At 63.6% G+C, this 15,418-nt stretch carries 14 protein-coding genes, 1 other RNA gene and 1 riboswitch; of the genes, 5 read left to right on the forward strand and 10 right to left on the reverse strand.

The window, feature by feature from the left end:
* Nucleotides 1-4: 4 nt before the first annotated feature.
* Entirely contained in the window at nucleotides 5-1,006 is a 1,002-nt protein-coding gene (gene thiB / locus ABLE71_RS02575) for a thiamine ABC transporter substrate binding subunit (protein ID WP_348781803.1), read from the reverse strand.
* 43 nt (nucleotides 1,007-1,049) lie between these two features.
* Nucleotides 1,050-1,151: riboswitch (TPP riboswitch) on the reverse strand.
* Nucleotides 1,152-1,252: 101 nt separating this feature from the next.
* Here thiB and ABLE71_RS02580 point away from each other — a divergent pair.
* Nucleotides 1,253-1,894 (forward strand): thiamine diphosphokinase, encoded by a 642-nt coding sequence (locus ABLE71_RS02580; RefSeq protein WP_348781804.1) that lies wholly within the window; start codon nucleotides 1,253-1,255, stop codon nucleotides 1,892-1,894.
* 7 nt (nucleotides 1,895-1,901) lie between these two features.
* A complete protein-coding gene (locus ABLE71_RS02585) occupies nucleotides 1,902-3,731 on the forward strand; it encodes an ABC-F family ATP-binding cassette domain-containing protein (protein ID WP_348781805.1) in 1,830 nt (609 codons plus the stop codon).
* A gap of 10 nt (nucleotides 3,732-3,741) precedes the next feature.
* Here the strand turns inward: ABLE71_RS02585 and ABLE71_RS02590 are convergent, their stop codons facing one another.
* Both ABLE71_RS02590 and ABLE71_RS02595 read right to left on the reverse strand, forming a co-directional pair.
* On the reverse strand, nucleotides 3,742-5,241 hold the full coding sequence (locus ABLE71_RS02590; protein ID WP_348781806.1) for a hypothetical protein: 1,500 nt from the start codon (nucleotides 5,239-5,241) through the stop codon (nucleotides 3,742-3,744).
* Nucleotides 5,242-5,312: 71 nt separating this feature from the next.
* Complete coding sequence (locus tag ABLE71_RS02595) at nucleotides 5,313-6,608, reverse strand: adenylosuccinate synthase (protein ID WP_348781807.1); 1,296 nt, start codon at nucleotides 6,606-6,608, stop codon at nucleotides 5,313-5,315.
* A 193-nt stretch (nucleotides 6,609-6,801) separates the two neighbouring features.
* Between ABLE71_RS02595 and ABLE71_RS02600 the strand changes: the two genes are divergently transcribed.
* A complete protein-coding gene (locus ABLE71_RS02600; RefSeq protein ID WP_348781808.1) occupies nucleotides 6,802-7,704 on the forward strand; it encodes a DMT family transporter in 903 nt (300 codons plus the stop codon).
* Here ABLE71_RS02600 and ABLE71_RS02605 read toward each other — a convergent pair.
* From ABLE71_RS02605 to ABLE71_RS02635, 7 genes are all read right to left on the reverse strand, one after another.
* Nucleotides 7,697-8,842: a fumarylacetoacetate hydrolase family protein gene (locus ABLE71_RS02605; RefSeq protein ID WP_348783640.1), complete on the reverse strand. Its 1,146-nt coding sequence runs from the start codon at nucleotides 8,840-8,842 to the stop codon at nucleotides 7,697-7,699. The genes ABLE71_RS02600 and ABLE71_RS02605 overlap by 8 nt on opposite strands.
* Nucleotides 8,843-8,900: 58 nt before the next feature.
* Complete coding sequence (locus tag ABLE71_RS02610; RefSeq protein WP_348783641.1) at nucleotides 8,901-9,074, reverse strand: type II toxin-antitoxin system HicA family toxin; 174 nt, start codon at nucleotides 9,072-9,074, stop codon at nucleotides 8,901-8,903.
* 110 nt (nucleotides 9,075-9,184) lie between these two features.
* Complete coding sequence (locus ABLE71_RS02615; RefSeq protein ID WP_348781809.1) at nucleotides 9,185-9,400, reverse strand: DUF1902 domain-containing protein; 216 nt, start codon at nucleotides 9,398-9,400, stop codon at nucleotides 9,185-9,187.
* Between the two features lie 102 nt (nucleotides 9,401-9,502).
* Nucleotides 9,503-11,101, reverse strand: a complete 1,599-nt coding sequence (gene serA / locus ABLE71_RS02620) for a phosphoglycerate dehydrogenase (RefSeq protein ID WP_348781810.1) — start codon at nucleotides 11,099-11,101, stop codon at nucleotides 9,503-9,505.
* Between the two features lie 59 nt (nucleotides 11,102-11,160).
* On the reverse strand, nucleotides 11,161-12,336 hold the full coding sequence (locus ABLE71_RS02625; protein ID WP_348781811.1) for a phosphoserine transaminase: 1,176 nt from the start codon (nucleotides 12,334-12,336) through the stop codon (nucleotides 11,161-11,163).
* 176 nt (nucleotides 12,337-12,512) lie between these two features.
* A complete protein-coding gene (locus ABLE71_RS02630; RefSeq protein ID WP_348781812.1) occupies nucleotides 12,513-13,334 on the reverse strand; it encodes an outer membrane protein in 822 nt (273 codons plus the stop codon).
* Between the two features lie 289 nt (nucleotides 13,335-13,623).
* Nucleotides 13,624-14,400 carry an outer membrane beta-barrel protein gene (locus ABLE71_RS02635; protein WP_348781813.1) on the reverse strand — a complete coding sequence of 259 codons (777 nt, stop codon included), beginning with the start codon at nucleotides 14,398-14,400 and terminating at the stop codon, nucleotides 13,624-13,626.
* Nucleotides 14,401-14,648: 248 nt separating this feature from the next.
* Here ABLE71_RS02635 and ssrS point away from each other — a divergent pair.
* Nucleotides 14,649-14,804, forward strand: a non-coding RNA gene (gene ssrS, locus ABLE71_RS02640) — 6S RNA.
* 25 nt (nucleotides 14,805-14,829) lie between these two features.
* The gene (locus tag ABLE71_RS02645; RefSeq protein WP_348781814.1) at nucleotides 14,830-15,417 is read left to right on the forward strand and encodes a 5-formyltetrahydrofolate cyclo-ligase; all 588 of its coding nucleotides are present in this window, start codon (nucleotides 14,830-14,832) and stop codon (nucleotides 15,415-15,417) included.
* The last annotated feature ends 1 nt before the right edge of the window (nucleotide 15,418 follow it).

A 15,418-nucleotide genomic window follows, 5' to 3' on the forward strand; every position in this document is an offset into this window, starting at 1 on the left:
AACTTCATTTGCTCATCGCGCCCAGCCATTCATCCACCCAGGCCTTGCGGTTGGCAGCCACTTCGTCGGCCGAAAAGAGCAGCGTCTTCGACGGCTCGACCAGTTTGCCGAAGGCGGGGTTGAGCGGCTTGTCGGTCTTGCCGGCCGGGAACATCCAGTTGGTCTCCGGAATGACGTCCTGGAACCCCGGCCCCGTCATGAAGCCGATGAACTTCGCCGCCAGCGGGTTCTTCGCCCCCGTCGTGGTGATGCCGGCCACCTCGATCTGCAGGTAGTGGCCTTCGTCGAAAGCCGCCGCCTTATACCTTTCCGTATCCTCGGCGACCATGTGGTAGGCCGGCGACGTCGTGTAGGAGAGCACCATCGGCGCCTCGCCCTTGGTGAACAACCCATAGGCCTCGCTCCAGCCGGGCGTCACCGTGAGCACGCGGTTCTTGAGCTTCGCCCAGGCTTCCGGCGCCTTGTCGCCGTAGACGACCTTCACCCATAGAACCAGGCCGAGGCCCGGCGTCGAGGTGCGCGGATCCTGCAGCACGATCTTCTCGTTCGGATCGCCCTCGACCAGCTCATGCAGGCTCTTTGGCGGCGTCTTCAGCTTGTCGGAATCGTAGATGACCGCGAAATGGGCATAGTCGTACGGCACGAAGACATCGTCGCTCCAGCCGCCCGGAACCTCGATCGACGCAAGATCGGCGCCGGAAGGCGCAAAAAGGCCCGTAGCCTTGGCTTCCGCCGTCAAATTCGTGTCGAGACCAAGCACGATGTCGGCCTTGGTCGAACCGCCTTCGAGCTTCAATCGGTTGAGCAGCGCCACGCCGTCCGCCACCGCAACGAACTCGACGTCGCAGCCGCATTCGGTCTCGAAAGCCTTCTCGACTTGCGGGCCGGGTCCCCATTCGGAAGTGAAGCTTTCGTAAGTGTAGATGGTGAGCTTTTCCTGCGCGGTTGCGGGCGGCGCAGCCAGGCCAAGGGAAAGAGCAATCAGGGGCAGAAATCTCGTGCGCATCAGCGCCTCCTTCGTTCGAGTGAAGGGAAACCAGGCGCCGGATGCTTCCGAAACGTCTAATCCCTCCGCCGGTACAAACCGGATCAGGTTCAGCGGGTTGGCAATCGCCTCTCAGCCGGTCGAGCCGGCACCCCGTTAGAGCGTCATCAGAAATAGTGCCCAAGCCTTAGGCACGCAAGCTTTTGTTTGCTCCAGCGCGGCTTTGCGCCTTCCACTTTTGATATGCCGCGTGGTAAGGGCCTCGCCATGAGCCGATTCATCATCCTCCTTGGCGGCAAGCTGGTGCGCACGCCGCGTCTGGATGCCCAAGTGGCGGGTGCCCGCGTGATCGCCGCGGACGCCGGGATGAACCATGCCAAGACGCTCGGCATCACCCCGGAGCTGTGGGTCGGCGACTTCGATTCGGTGAGCGACGAGATCGCGGCGGAGTATGCTCATATCCCGCAGGACCGCTACCCGCACGAAAAGGACAGCACCGACGGCGAACTGGCCGTCGCCGAGGCGCTCAAACGCGGCGCCACCTCGCTCGTGCTTGCCGGCGCTTTCGGCGGCCGCGCCGATCACGCTTTCCTGCACGTCGCACTGGCAATCCGGCGCGCCAAGGAAGGCCTGCCGGTCATCATCACCAGCGGCAACCAGGAAGCCTATCCGCTGCTGCCCGGTTCGCGCGACTTCGACTTCGAGGACGGCACGCTGTTCAGCATCCTCGGTTTCTCGCATCTGTCCGGCGTGTCGGTTCTCGGCGCGAAATGGCCTCTCGACAGCGTCGAGGTTCCGTTCGGAACGTCGCGCACCATCTCCAACGAGGTGCGCGGCGATCTTCGCATTTCCATCGCCGTCGGCCGCGCCCTGCTCCTCGCCCACCCTTATCCGGGCCTGAGCTTCTAACGGAACAATGGCCGCCCCTCCGCTTCTGACGCTGGACGGCATCGTGCTGACCTTCGGCGGCACCCCGTTGCTCGAAGGCGCCGAGCTTTCGGCGTCCGCTGGCGACCGCATCGCGCTGGTCGGCCGCAATGGCTCGGGCAAGTCGACACTGCTCAAAATCGCCGCCGGGCTGATCGAACCGCAGGACGGAAAGGTCTTCCGGCATCCTTCCGCGACCGTGCGCTATCTCCCGCAAATGCCGGACATGGATGGCTTCGCGACGGTCCGCTCCTATGTCGAGGCCGGCCTCGGACCCGCCGACGACCCGCACCGCGCGACATATTTGCTCGACCATCTCGGCCTGACCGGAGACGAGAAACCGGAGGAGTTGTCGGGAGGCGAGGCGCGGCGGGCAGCACTCGCGCGCGTGATGGCGCCCGAACCCGACATACTGCTGCTCGACGAGCCGACCAACCACCTCGATCTCGCCGTGATCGAATGGCTGGAGGAGGAGCTAAGCCGCTCGTCGTCGGCGCTGGTCGTCATCTCGCATGACCGCCGCTTCCTGGAGCGGGTCAGCCGCGCGACCGTCTGGCTCGACCGCGGCAAGACACGCCGATTGGAGAAGGGCTTCGCCCATTTCGAGGAATGGCGCGACACGATCCTCGAAGAGGAAGAACGCGAGCAACACAAGCTCGGCCGGCAGATCGTGCGCGAGGAACACTGGCTGCGCTACGGCGTGACCGCGCGCCGCAAGCGCAACATGCGCCGGCTGGGCGAGTTGCAGACGATGCGCAAGTCGTTCCGCGGCCACCGCGGCGCGGAGGGGGTCGCCACGATGGCGGCAAGCGACGCCGCCGAATCGGGCAAGCTTGTCATCGAGGCAAAATCGATCTCGAAGAGTTTCGGCGATCTCGTCGTGGTGAGGGATTTCTCGACCCGCATCCAGCGCGGCGACCGGGTCGGGCTGGTCGGCCCCAACGGCGCCGGCAAGACGACGCTCCTGAAGATGCTGACCGGCGCGCTTGCGCCGGACCAGGGCTCCGTCCGGCTCGGCGTCAATCTGGAGATCGCCACGCTCGACCAGAAGCGCGCGGCAGTCGACCCGCAGGAGACGCTGGCGCACTTCCTGACCGACGGCCGAGGCGAGACGGTCGTCGTCAACGGCGAGGAGCGGCACGTCGTCTCCTACATGAAGGACTTCCTGTTCAAGGCGGAAGCGGCGCGCACACCGGTGCGCGAGCTTTCAGGCGGCGAGCGGGCGCGGCTGATCCTTGCCCGCGTGCTCGCGAGGCCGGCCAATCTGCTGGTGCTCGACGAGCCGACAAACGACCTCGACATGGAGACGCTGGAGCTCCTGCAGGAACTGGTCGCGGGTTTTGCCGGAACCGTGATCCTCGTCAGCCACGACCGCGATTTCCTCGACCGGACGGTGACGAGCATAATCGCGCCGGACGGCGGCGGACGCTGGGTCGAATATGCCGGCGGCTATTCCGACATGCTGGCGCAGCGCGGCGGAACAAAGCTCCAGGACCGGAAATCGGCCGCGAAGCTTGCGTCGCCCGGTGGCCAGTCTGCGGCTGCGGATTCGCCAAAGGCGGGCACGCCGAAGGTTGCCGCGAAAAAACTCTCCTTCAAGCAGAAATTCGCGCTGGAAAACCTGCCGAAGAAGATAGCTGCCATATCCGCTTCGATCTCGTCGCTGGAGAATCAGCTCGCCGATCCGGCCTTCTACGAGAAAAACCCGGCCTCCTTTGCCAAGACCATCGCCGCGCTCGACAAGGAACGGCAGGCGCTTGCCGCCATGGAAGAAGAGTGGCTGGAGCTCGAAATGCTCAGGGAAGAGCTGGAAGGATAAGGCTTCCGGCTTAGCCCGGCGCCGTGGTCGAACCGGCGCTGGGCGTCGCCCAGGCCTTCAGCGCCTCGTCGAACACCTGGTCGCCGGGAATGCCCTTTTCCATGGTGAAGAGCGCGCGGCGGCCGGATTTGTAGACCACCGGGATGTCGATCCAGCTCTGACGGCGCAGCAGCGTCAGGTTGGCGTCGGTCTCCGCCTTGCTGTCGTTCAGAGCCACCAGGAAGAAGCCGTCGGCAATCTTGGCCGGGATGCCGATCAGCGGATTGCCCGCTTCCTGCTCGGAACCCTTCATCGCGACGCGCAAGATGTTGTCTATGCCGCCGCCGGGAAAGCCCTCGGGCGTGAGAAAGATCATCTCGATGATGTGGCTCGCCGGAAGCGACTGGTCGGCATTGCGCTTGATCGTCATGCGCAGTTGCACATCCTTGCCGGGAATCGTCGCCTCGGCGCGGATTGCCGGCTCGGGCGGCAGGCTGCCGCCTGGCGATTCCTGCACCAGCGACCAAACGATCGAGCCGGGCTCGGCGGAACCCTCGGACGCGCTGGTGCGCTCCTCGTAGAAGATGGCTTTCTGGCCTACCGCGAGCGCCGGATCGGACGCGGTGGCAGGGGGCGTCGCGGCAGCCTCGTTCGTGGTACCGGGCGCTGCCTCTTCGCCGCCAGGCGCAGCTGTTTCGCCCGGCTGCGCAGCGATCGGCGGCGTCGCGCCTGGCGGCTGGGTCAGCGCGGCGACCGAGGTGCCCTCGCCGACGGTTGCGCCTCCATTGGCCGGACCGGGATCTGTCTCGGCGCCCTCCGGCGTCAGGCGTTGCGTGAATTTGGGCGTTTCGCTCGTCGCGGGAGCCGGCGATTCGGCAGCAGGCGTGTCCGCCGCGGGGGCCGATTCCGACGGCGGAGCCTCGGCCGTGCTGGAGCCCCCGCCAAGGCCGAGCAGGTCGCCGAAGGCATCGCGGTTGAGCCATATGCCATAGCCGCCGCCGGCGATGACCGCCAGCATGACGGCGGCGACGAGCAGCGGTCCGTAGCTGCGCCTGCGCACGGCGTCGGGCCGCTGCCGGACGAACGCTTCAGGCGCATCGTCGTCACCAAGATCGACCGGCGCGGCGGGTGCAGCCGCCGGCATCGGCTGGCGCAGCGGCGGCGCCTGCCTTGCGGCCGGTTCCGCATGCCTTGGCGCTGCCGGCGCTGGAGATGCCTTCGGCCAGGCCCCGGTCTTGACGGACGGCTGCTCCAGAACCTTCGGCTGCGGATTCTTCAGCGACGCGAAGACGTCCTCGAGTTCGGACAGCGGATCCGAGTTCGCGGCATATTCCCTCTCGATCGACGTTATCGCATCCTCCAGCGCGCGGCGCTGGCGCTCGGCAACGCTGGGCGGCGGCGGCGGATTGATGGCGGCAAGCTTCGCCGCGACGGTCGCGCGCGCCTTCCCATAGACGCGCTCCCGGATCGCCGGAGTGGTTTCCCCCATCCCGTCGAGCGTCTTCTTCAGAACCGCTACGAAATCTGCCATTCTCTATCGACCTATACCGGTTCCCGGTTCGCGTTAAGCCTTTGACAGCCTTATACCGGGACGCCCATTAACTAATCTTGAAACGGGTCGGTCACAAGTATCGTGTCGTCCCGCTCCGGACTGGTGGAGAGGAGCGCGACCGGCGCGCCGATCAGCTCCTCGATGTAGCGGACGTATTTCACCGCTTGCGCAGGCAGCGCGTTCCAACTGCGCGCGCCCGCCGTCGTGCCCTTCCAGCCTTCCAGCGTCTCGTAGACCGGCTCGACGCGCGCCTGCGCGCCCTGGCTTGCCGGCAGGTAGTCAATGATCTCGCCATCGAGCCTGTAGCCGGTGCAGATCTTGATTTCGTCCAGCCCGTCGAGCACGTCGAGCTTGGTCAGCGCAATGCCCTTGATACCGTTCACCGCCACCGCCTGACGCACCAGAACCGCGTCGAACCAGCCGCAGCGGCGCTTGCGGCCCGTCACCGTCCCGAACTCGTGCCCGCGCGTTCCGAGAAACTCGCCGATCTCGTTCTGCTGCTCGGTCGGAAAAGGCCCCTCGCCGACCCGCGTCGTATAGGCCTTGGTGATACCAAGCACGTAGCCGATCACACCGGGGCCGACCCCGGATCCCGCCGCCGCCTGTCCGGCGACCGTGTTCGACGAGGTAACGAACGGATAGGTGCCGTGATCGATGTCGAGAAGTGTTCCCTGAGCACCCTCGAACAGGATTCGCTTGCCGGCGCGGCGGTGGTCATCGAGGACCTTCCAGACGCGATCCACATAAGGCAGAACCTTGTCCGCGACCGAGATCAGTTCGTCGAGGACGGCCTTCGGTTCGAGTTCGCTCTCGCCAAGGCCGCGCCTGAGCGGATTGTGATGGGCAAGCAGGCGCTCGATCTTTGCCGGCAACGCATCGGCGTCGGCCAGATCCAGGACGCGAATCGCACGGCGCCCGACCCTGTCCTCATAGGCAGGTCCGATGCCGCGACCGGTCGTTCCGATCTTGGTACCCTTGGCCGCGTTTGCTTCGCGCATCCGGTCCAGCTCCCCATGCAGGGAGAGGATAAGCGCCGTGTTTTCGGCTATTTTCAGGCGCTCCGGTGTCACTTCCACGCCCTGGGCGCGGAGTTTTTCGAGCTCGGCGACAAAAGCATGGGGGTCGAAAACGACGCCGTTGCCGATGATCGACAGCTTGCCTTCGCGCACCACGCCGGACGGCAGCAGCGACAGTTTGTAGACCTTGCCGTCGATGACCAGAGTGTGGCCGGCATTGTGACCACCCTGGAAACGCACCACGACATCGGCACGCTCCGACAGCCAGTCGACGATCTTGCCCTTGCCCTCGTCGCCCCACTGCGAGCCGACGACCACCACATTGGCCATAATTCTTCCCTTCGAATGCTTCCGAAACCGCTTGTGCCCAAGCGAACGACAGGCCTCTATAGCCGCAAGGCCTTTCGAGCGCGACATTTCTTTGCCCGTAGGCAGCGTCAGGCACAACAAGTCGCGCCTTTCGCATCATTTACTTGGTTCATCGGACGCACTAGGCCCGAAATCCCGCCGTGAATAGGCCTACATGCACAAGACAGCCTACCCGCTTCTGCTTTTGACGACGCTCTTCTGGGGCGGGAACGCCGTCGCGGGCAAATTGGCGGTGGGCCATATCTCGCCCATGCTGCTGACGACCGCCCGCTGGGGGTTTGCGCTTGTCCTCCTGTGCCTGATCGGCTGGTCGAGGCTCGCCTCCGACTGGCCGACGGTGCAGCGGAATGCTCTGTACCTCATCGTCCTCGGCGCGTTCGGCTTCACGGCATTCAACGTCGCGCTCTATTCGGCGGTCGTCTACACCTCGGCAATCAATGTCAGCATCGAGCAGGCCGCGATTCCGATGCTGATCTTCCTCGCCAATTTCCTGCTTTTCAGGCTGCGCGCCACATGGGCGCAGATCGTCGGCTTCGTGGTCTCGATCGCCGGAGTGGCTCTCACCGCCTGCCATGGCGATCCGGCGCGGCTTCTCGCCCTCGACCTCAATTTCGGCGACGTGCTGATGCTGGTGGCGGTGGCGGCCTATGCGGGCTACACGGTGGCGCTGCGCTTCAAGCCGGACATCCACTGGCAGACCCTGATGATTGCGATGACGGCAGGCGCCTTCATCACGTCGCTGCCGTTCGCCGTCGCGGAGCTTGCAACCGGCGCCGCCATCCCGCCCGACGCGCGCGGCTGGAGCGTCGTCGTCTACACGACGATCTTTCCCTCGATCCTGGCGCAGCTCTTTTTCGTAAAGGGCGTCGAGTTGATCGGCGCGAACCGGGCCGGCCTGTTCGTCAACCTTGTGCCGGTCTTCGGCACGCTGATGTCGGTGCTTCTGCTCGGCGAGGATTTCTACCTCTATCACGCCGTCGCGCTGATGCTGGTGCTCGGCGGCATCTGGCTCGCCGAGACGAGCGGCCGTAGGGCGGCGGCCGATAGCGCTAGATGAGCTTCGCCCTGGCGAGGTCGCGCATGAGGTGGCTGGCGCCATAGGTCCAGGGCGCGCAGTCGGGCGACAGTTGCACGCGATTGACCAGCGCGCCGAGCTTTTCCGACGAGATCGTGACGATGTCGCCGACGCTGTGGGTGAACCCTTTCCCCGCCTCGCCGCGGTCCTTCACCGCTGCGAACATCGTGCCGAGATAGAGGGCGAACCCATCGGGGTACTGGTGATGCGGACCGATGGCCGCGGCCACCAGCTCTTCCGGCGAGCGGCTTATCTCGGCCATCGAGCTCGCCCCGTCGAGCACGAAGCCATCTTCGCCCTCCACCCTCAGCCCGACCACCGCCGACTTCACGTCGGCAAGCGTGAAGTCCCTGTCGAACAGCCGTATGAAGGGCCCGAGCGACGCCGACGCGTTGTTGTCCTTGGCCTTGCCGAGCAGCAGCGCGGAGCGGCCTTCGACGTCGCGCAAATTGACGTCGTTGCCGAGCGTCGCGCCGACAATGCTTCCCTTGCTCGATGAAATCACGGCGATTTCCGGTTCGGGATTGTTCCAGGTCGAGACCGGATGCAGACCGACATCGGCGCCGAAACCGACCGATGCCATCGGCTGGCATTTGGTGAAAATCTCGGCATCCGGGCCGATGCCGACTTCGAGGTATTGCGACCAGACACCACGCTCGATCAGTTTCGCCTTGACGCCGGCGGCCTCGGCCGAGCCGGGTTTCAGTTTGGAGAGGTCATGGCCGATCAGCGAAGCGATATCGGCGCGAATCGCTTCAGCCTTCGCGGACGAACCCCTTGCCTGCTCTTCGATGACGCGTTCCAGCAGAGAGACGACGAAGGTGACGCCCGCGGCCTTCACTGCCTGAAGGTCGACGGGCGACAGCAGATAAGGTTTCGCCGGATCGCGCGTGGCGGAAAAGCTGTTCTTCGCGATGTCGGCGAGCGCGCCGACAGGCTTGCACTCGGCCTTCGCCACGAAACCCGCCGGATCGGGCTGCTCGCAGACGTCGCGCGAAGTCGGCGCGGCCTTGGTTGTGATGTCGACCACCATCCCCTCGCGCACGGTGACGACGGCGGGATGCGTCCAGCCCTCGGCAAAAGCCCGGCCCAGAAAAACGCCTTCAGTCGGTAGCCGCATGCCATAGGTCGTCATCTCTTGCTGCTCTTCGTTGTTATGCTTCGCTTGAAATGGGTGCTCAGAACCCTTTGGGTAGCCCCGCCTGCTTGAGAACGGCGTTGGCCGTGTGGCGAGACTTCATGGAGTTGTCGACCGTGACTTTGCGACCAGTTGGCGGATGGTGCCAAATTTCATGGTCGCCTTTGCCCTGACGGAAATAGCGCCAACCACCGTTAGACAAAGCTTCCTTCAACGCCTTCGAGAAGTTGTTCAATTGCCCGCTCCGAGTGTCCCGATTTGCCGCTGCAGGTCATTCTTACGGGCGTTTAAACGTGTTACGTTTTACGCGCAAAGCACAGGTTGTCAGGCGGCGGCAACCGTCTGATGGCTCCGGGCGATCAATTCGATCTCGAATGGCCCTTGATGCTCGTCTCCGAGAAGGTCGGGAACGAGGACTGCCAATCTGCGCTGGAGATCCTCAATCGTATCCGCTTCGGTCGCGATCCCAATTCCATCCCGCGCCGAGGCGACCCAGACGTTGAACTCGTCATCCCAAAAAGCGTCGATGACAATCCTCATGAGCAGCACTCCGACGTGGAAAATTATCCTACTGCATATTGGTACAAAGAAAAAGGCGCGGAGAATGCCACGCCCTTTTCGCGAGTTGTCGATGCCGCGGTCTCACATCGCTCCGACATCGAACTGCAGCCGCTTGGCCGAGTCGATCGCCTGGTGCGCCCTAACCTGTTCAAGCACCTTCTCCGGAAACGGCGCATCAAGATAGAGAAGAGCGATGGCGTCGCCGCCGGGCCGGTTGCGGCCGAGCTGGAAGTTGGCGATGTTGACGCCGTTCTCGCCGCACACCGTGCCGAGCAGGCCGATGATGCCCGGCGCGTCGGCGTTGGTCGTGTAGAGCATGTGCTGGCCGACCTCGGCGTCGAGGTTGATGCCCTTGATCTGGATGAAGCGCGGCTTGCCATCGGAGAAGCAGGTGCCGGCGATGGAACGCGTCATGTGCTCGGTCTTGACCTTCAGCATGATGTAGCCGTCGAACACGCCCGACTTGTCGCGCTTAACCTCCGACAGCATGATGCCGCGCTCCTTCGCCATGATCGGCGCCGACACCATGTTGACGTCGGCGACCTGCGGCCGGATCAGCCCGGCGAGTGCTGCGCTGATCAGCGCGCGCGTGTTCATCTGCGCGGTTGCGCCATCAAAGATGATCTCGACCTCCTTGATCGGATCTTCCGTCACCTGGCCGACGAAGGAACCGAGCACTTCGGCGAGCTTGACGAAAGGCTTCAGCCGCGGCGCTTCCTCCGCCGTGATCGAGGGCATATTGATGGCGTTGGAGACCGCGCCCTTGACCAGATAGTCCGACATCTGTTCGGCGATCTGCAGGGCGACGTTCTCCTGCGCCTCCGTGGTGGCGGCGCCGAGATGCGGCGTTGCGATCACGTTCTCAAGCTCGAAGAAGGGGCTCGACGTCGCGGGTTCGACCTCGAACACGTCGATCGCCGCGCCCGCCACCTTGCCGCTCTTCAGCGCCGCCGCAAGATCGGCCTCGGCGATCAGGCCGCCGCGCGCGCAGTTGATGATGTAGACGCCCTTCTTCATCTTCGCGATCGAACCGGCGCTAATGATGTCCCTCGTCTTGTCGGTCAGCGGCGTATGCAGCGTGATGAAGTCCGCGCGGGCGAGGAGTTCATCGAGCTCGACCTTGGTGACGCCCAACTCCGAGGCGCGGTCTTCCGACAGGAACGGGTCATACGCGATGACATGCATCTTCAGGCCGACGCCACGGGTGGCTACGATCGAGCCGATGTTGCCGCAGCCGATCACGCCGAGCGTCTTGCCGGTGATTTCGACGCCCATGAAGCGGTTCTTCTCCCACTTGCCGGCCTTGGTCGAGGCATTCGCCTCAGGCAGTTGCCGGGCAAGCGCGAACATCATCGCGACGGCATGTTCGGCCGTGGTGATCGAATTGCCGAAGGGCGTGTTCATCACGATGATACCCTTGCGCGAAGCGGCGGGTATGTCGACATTGTCGACGCCGATGCCGGCGCGGCCGACCACCTTGAGATTGGTCGCAGCGGCGATCAGCTTCTCGGTGACCTTGGTGGCGGAACGGATGGCAAGGCCGTCATACTGGCCGATGATCGAGAGCAGCTTTTCCTTGTCCGGGCCGACCTCGGGTAGATAGTCGACCTCGACGCCGCGATCCTTGAATATCTGCACGGCGGTGGGCGAAAGCTTGTCGGAAACGAGTACGCGAGGCATGGGGTTTGTCCTTGCATTGGCTGTCAAAGCAGCCGGATCAGAGATGATTGTCGGGAAGCTCAGGCCGCCGCTTTGAGGGCGGCCTTCTGCGTTGAAAAGGCCCAGTCGAGCCAAGGAATCAGCGCCTCGACGTCGGAGGTTTCCACGGTCGCTCCGCACCAGATGCGAAGGCCGGGGGGCGCATCGCGATAGCTGGCGATGTCGTAAGCCACCTTTTCCGCTTCGAGCAGCGCGACGAAACCCTTCACGAAGGCCTGCTGGCCCGCATCGTCGAGGTTGGCGACGGCCGGATCGGCAAAACGCAGGCAGACCGAGGTGTTGGAGCGCGTATCTTCCTTAGATGCCAGGAAGGCGACGGCCGGCGTCTTCGCCACCCAGTCGGCGATCGCCTTGGTGTTGGCGTCCGCCCGCGCGACCAGCCTGTCCAGCCCCCCGATCGACCTCGCCCACTGCAAGGCGTCGATATAATCCTCGACGCAGAGCATCGACGGCGTGTTTATCGTCTCGCCTTTGAAGATGCCCTCGATCAGCTTGCCGTTCGACGTCAGGCGGAAGATTTTGGGAAGCGGCCAAGCTGGCTTGTAGCTTTCGAGCCGCGCGACAGCGCGGGGGCTCAGGATCAGCATGCCGTGGGCGCCTTCGCCGCCCAGCACCTTCTGCCAGGAGAAGGTCACGACATCGAGCTTCTGGAAATCGAGTTTTTGCGCGAATGCCGCCGAGGTGGCGTCGCAGATGGTGAGACCCTTGCGGTCGGCCGGGATGAAGTCCGCATTCGTGACGCGCACGCCGGAAGTCGTGCCGTTCCAGGTGAAGACGACGTCGCGGTCGAAATCGATGGATGCGAGATCAGGCAACTCGCCATAGGGCGCCTTGATGGTGCGCGCATCGGCAAGCTTCAACTGCTTCACCACGTCGGTGACCCAGCCCTCGCCGAAGCTTTCCCACGCGACCATGTCGACGCCGCGCTCGCCCAGCAGCGACCACATCGCCATCTCGACGGCGCCGGTGTCGGAAGCCGGCACGATGCCGATGCGGTAGTCGGCCGGCACTCGCAGCACTTCGCGGGTGAGGTCGATCGCCTGCTCGAGCTTCGCCTTGCCGATCTTGGCGCGATGAGAACGCCCTAACGCAGCATTCTTCAGCGCCTCCGGCGACCAGCCGGGACGTTTAGCGCAAGGCCCTGAGGAGAAATTGGGGTTTGCCGGACGGAATCCGGGCTTGGTGGCCGTCGTCATCGTGGCTATCCTTCCAGATAGAAAGCCCCTCGTTGGGGAGGGGTGTCCCACGGACGGCGATATTCCCTGGAGGCCGGGGCGTCAAGAGGATTGTTTTTGTCGCAAGCCGGATATTGGCCGCACAAACGAAAACGGCGGGCCGCGCCCGCCGTTCAACTTGTGGACGATCAAACCGCCTACCAGAGTTCGTAGCGCAGGCCGAGCCTGACCTCATGCGTTTCGATGTTGCCGTACGTGCCGTCGCCGAACGTATCGCCCGAATCCCAGCCGAACATGTCACCGCCATCGATGTTGCGGTACTTGTAGCCGACGTCGAGCTTGAAGTTCTTGCTGATGTCGTAGGCGACGCCTGCCATCAAAGCGTAGGTAAACCGCCAGCCATCCTCGCCGCCATGGCTCGTGCTGCCGACCGCATCGTCGCTTGCGCAAAGCGCCAAACCGTCGACGCAATAGGTTCTGTCATTCAGATCGTGCCAACTCACATAGGACATGCCGGCGCCGGCGCCGACATAGGGCGTGAAGCCGACATAGGTGCCGAGGTCGACATAACCGTTGGCCATGACGCTGATCGCGGAGACTTCGGAGCTGTTTTCCGACCGGCAGGTCGTGCCGACGTCGGGATCGGCAAGGCAAGGAACGCCGCTCGACGTCGATCCATCGAAATCCGCGCGGAAGCCGTCGATGGTTGCGTCGGCGCGGAAGTAGTCGGTGAAGCGGTAGCCGAAGCCGCCGCCCCATGTGAAGTCGGTGTCGATCGACGCGGAGTTGAATGAGGCCGATACGTCGCCGACGCCGTCGAAAGCCGTATAGTCGACACCATCTATGCTCGAATCAAAAACGTATCCAACATCGCCGCGCAGGTACCAGCCAGAACCGACCTCGACGGGCACATATTCGGCGGCCTCCTCGACGAAGATCGGCGGGTCGTAGTCGGCCGCTTGGGCCGCAAGCGGTGCAGTTGCCGCAAGCAACAAGGCGATTCGCAGGCTCAAATTCATGGCGCGGACTCCCCGAAATGGCCGGGCCGGAGAACGATCCGCCTGCCCGTTTCGAGAGTGCATTGTTAACCATAGAGGTTAAGTGCCGGTTAACCACCGTCGGCCGATGCACATTGTAATTTCAATGACTTGCCGTCTCGACGCTGGATCCATGTGCATCGCTGGCGACAAGATGGAATCCGAGACTGACGCAGGAGAACGAAGGGTTAAGACGGCCCTTTGACAACCCATGGCAAAACGACGAAAGGCCCCGCTGCCGGGGCCTTTCCATTGATAACGGTGAATTGGATCAGTACAGGCTGTAACGCACGCCGAGTTTGAAGTCGTGCGAATATATGTCGTTGAACTGGATGCTTTCGTTCTCGCCCTCCGGGAATGACACGCCGTCGTCATTGTGAAGCGTGCCGGTGGACGCGTCGCCGAGCGAGATGAAGCTGTAGCCGAGATCGATCGTCATGCGCTCGGTGGCCTGGAACCCAAGGCCGGCATGCAGCGCCCAGGCGAGATTCCATTCCGAATTGTCGTCGGCATAGCCGCCGGCACCCACGATTATGTTGGTGTCGCGGAAATTCGAGATCGTGTTGTAGGAAGCGCCGATGCCGGCGCCGACATAGGGCGTGATGCCCGAGAATTCGCCGATGTCGTAGTAGCCATTGGCCATGAACACCAACTCCGACTTCTTACCGGAGTAGTCGTCAGTCGTAATTGGATCGCCGTCTTCCGCGATGAGCCAGTTCACCGCGTTGAAATCGGACTTGCCGCGCCATTCGACTGTCAGGTCGCCACGCAGATGATCATTGAACTGGTAGCCAACGCCGCCGCCAAAGATCGGCGCCGCGGAGAAGCCGCCCTCGTCGTACCAGCCGAATTCGAAGGGAATGTCGAACAGGTCCGACTCCAGTTCGTCGAAAAACTGGTTGCTCATGCCGATGTGGCCGCGGATATACCAGCCGCCAACGACCTCCGGCACCACCTCAATCGGTTCGATATAGTCGGCGGCGAGCGCCGGACCGGCTACGCCGGCCAAAAGCGCGGCGAAGAGGGCCTTCTTTGCGAATCCATACATGCTTAGTCACCCCTGGTCTCTCGGGACACACCACCCGCCCGAATCTGGATTGGTTCGTAGTTCGTTAGGGATAATGAATTGCAAAGGTTAAGGGCCACTTAACCCTGTTGCTTAACCACGATTGCCGGGGGCGGCCTGCCGGATATGCGGCGGGCGGATTGATTGCGCCGAAGCGGAACGCCTTCGGCCTGCGTGAGCCAAACCGGATTTCGATGGCGGACAGGCGTCGCCGCGCCTATATTGGCCTTGGCGATCTGCGCTTCCCGGCAGGAGAGACATTTCCCCGGGGCCTTATTGATCCCTAGGGAGCTGTCCCTGGCCAGACCCGTGGGTTTGGTCACACGGTGCCCACCTACTTTGTAGGTTCCCGGGATCGACTTCTCCACCGGTTGCGTGGATCGCCACTTCGCACTTTACCTTCACCACGCCATGAATTCTCCAAAAGAGCTGAAACGAGAACTGCGCCGCTCCGCGCTCGAGCGCCGCGATGCGCTTGATCCGTGCTGGCGCATCGAAGCCTCGCTCGAGATGGCCGAGGTTGCGAAAACCGTGATCGACATCAAGCCCGGCGGCATCGTCTCCGGCTTCTGGCCGATGCGATCCGAGGTTGACGTGCGTCCGGCGATGTTTGCGCTGCGCGAAAACGGCGCCCGGCTCTGCCTGCCTGCCATCCTCGACAAGTCGACGATCGTATTTCGCGAACTCGTCCGCGGCGCGGCGCTTGTCGACATGGGTTTCGGCACAGCCGGGCCGGGCGAAGAGGCCGAAACGCTCGACCCAGACATCATGCTCGTGCCGCTCGCAGCCTTCGATGCGCGCGGCCACCGCATCGGCTACGGCGCCGGCTTCTACGACCGGGCGATCGCCAGGCTCACCGCCGCCGGCCACGCGCCACGCCTCATCGGCATCGCGTTCGACTGCCAGGAAGTGCCCGAGGTTCCGGACGAACCACACGACGTGGTCATTCCCGAAATCCTGACCGAAAGCGGTTTGCGCCGCTTCGAGCCCCCTCTATAGA

The organism is Mesorhizobium sp. KR9-304 (assembly GCF_040049215.1).
In the GTDB taxonomy this organism is placed as follows: Bacteria; Pseudomonadota; Alphaproteobacteria; order Rhizobiales; family Rhizobiaceae; genus Mesorhizobium_K.

Coding starts and splice junctions, on each gene's coding strand:
- thiB (WP_348781803.1), bottom strand. CDS start 1,006: ATGCGCACGAGATTTCTGCCCCTGATTGCTCTTTCCCTTGGCCTGGCT.
- ABLE71_RS02580 (WP_348781804.1), top strand. CDS start 1,253: ATGAGCCGATTCATCATCCTCCTTGGCGGCAAGCTGGTGCGCACGCCG.
- ABLE71_RS02585 (WP_348781805.1), top strand. CDS start 1,902: ATGGCCGCCCCTCCGCTTCTGACGCTGGACGGCATCGTGCTGACCTTC.
- ABLE71_RS02590 (WP_348781806.1), bottom strand. CDS start 5,241: ATGGCAGATTTCGTAGCGGTTCTGAAGAAGACGCTCGACGGGATGGGG.
- ABLE71_RS02595 (WP_348781807.1), bottom strand. CDS start 6,608: ATGGCCAATGTGGTGGTCGTCGGCTCGCAGTGGGGCGACGAGGGCAAG.
- ABLE71_RS02600 (WP_348781808.1), top strand. CDS start 6,802: ATGCACAAGACAGCCTACCCGCTTCTGCTTTTGACGACGCTCTTCTGG.
- ABLE71_RS02605 (WP_348783640.1), bottom strand. CDS start 8,842: ATGCGGCTACCGACTGAAGGCGTTTTTCTGGGCCGGGCTTTTGCCGAG.
- ABLE71_RS02615 (WP_348781809.1), bottom strand. CDS start 9,400: ATGAGGATTGTCATCGACGCTTTTTGGGATGACGAGTTCAACGTCTGG.
- serA (WP_348781810.1), bottom strand. CDS start 11,101: ATGCCTCGCGTACTCGTTTCCGACAAGCTTTCGCCCACCGCCGTGCAG.
- ABLE71_RS02625 (WP_348781811.1), bottom strand. CDS start 12,336: ATGACGACGGCCACCAAGCCCGGATTCCGTCCGGCAAACCCCAATTTC.
- ABLE71_RS02630 (WP_348781812.1), bottom strand. CDS start 13,334: ATGAATTTGAGCCTGCGAATCGCCTTGTTGCTTGCGGCAACTGCACCG.
- ABLE71_RS02635 (WP_348781813.1), bottom strand. CDS start 14,400: ATGTATGGATTCGCAAAGAAGGCCCTCTTCGCCGCGCTTTTGGCCGGC.
- ABLE71_RS02645 (WP_348781814.1), top strand. CDS start 14,830: ATGAATTCTCCAAAAGAGCTGAAACGAGAACTGCGCCGCTCCGCGCTC.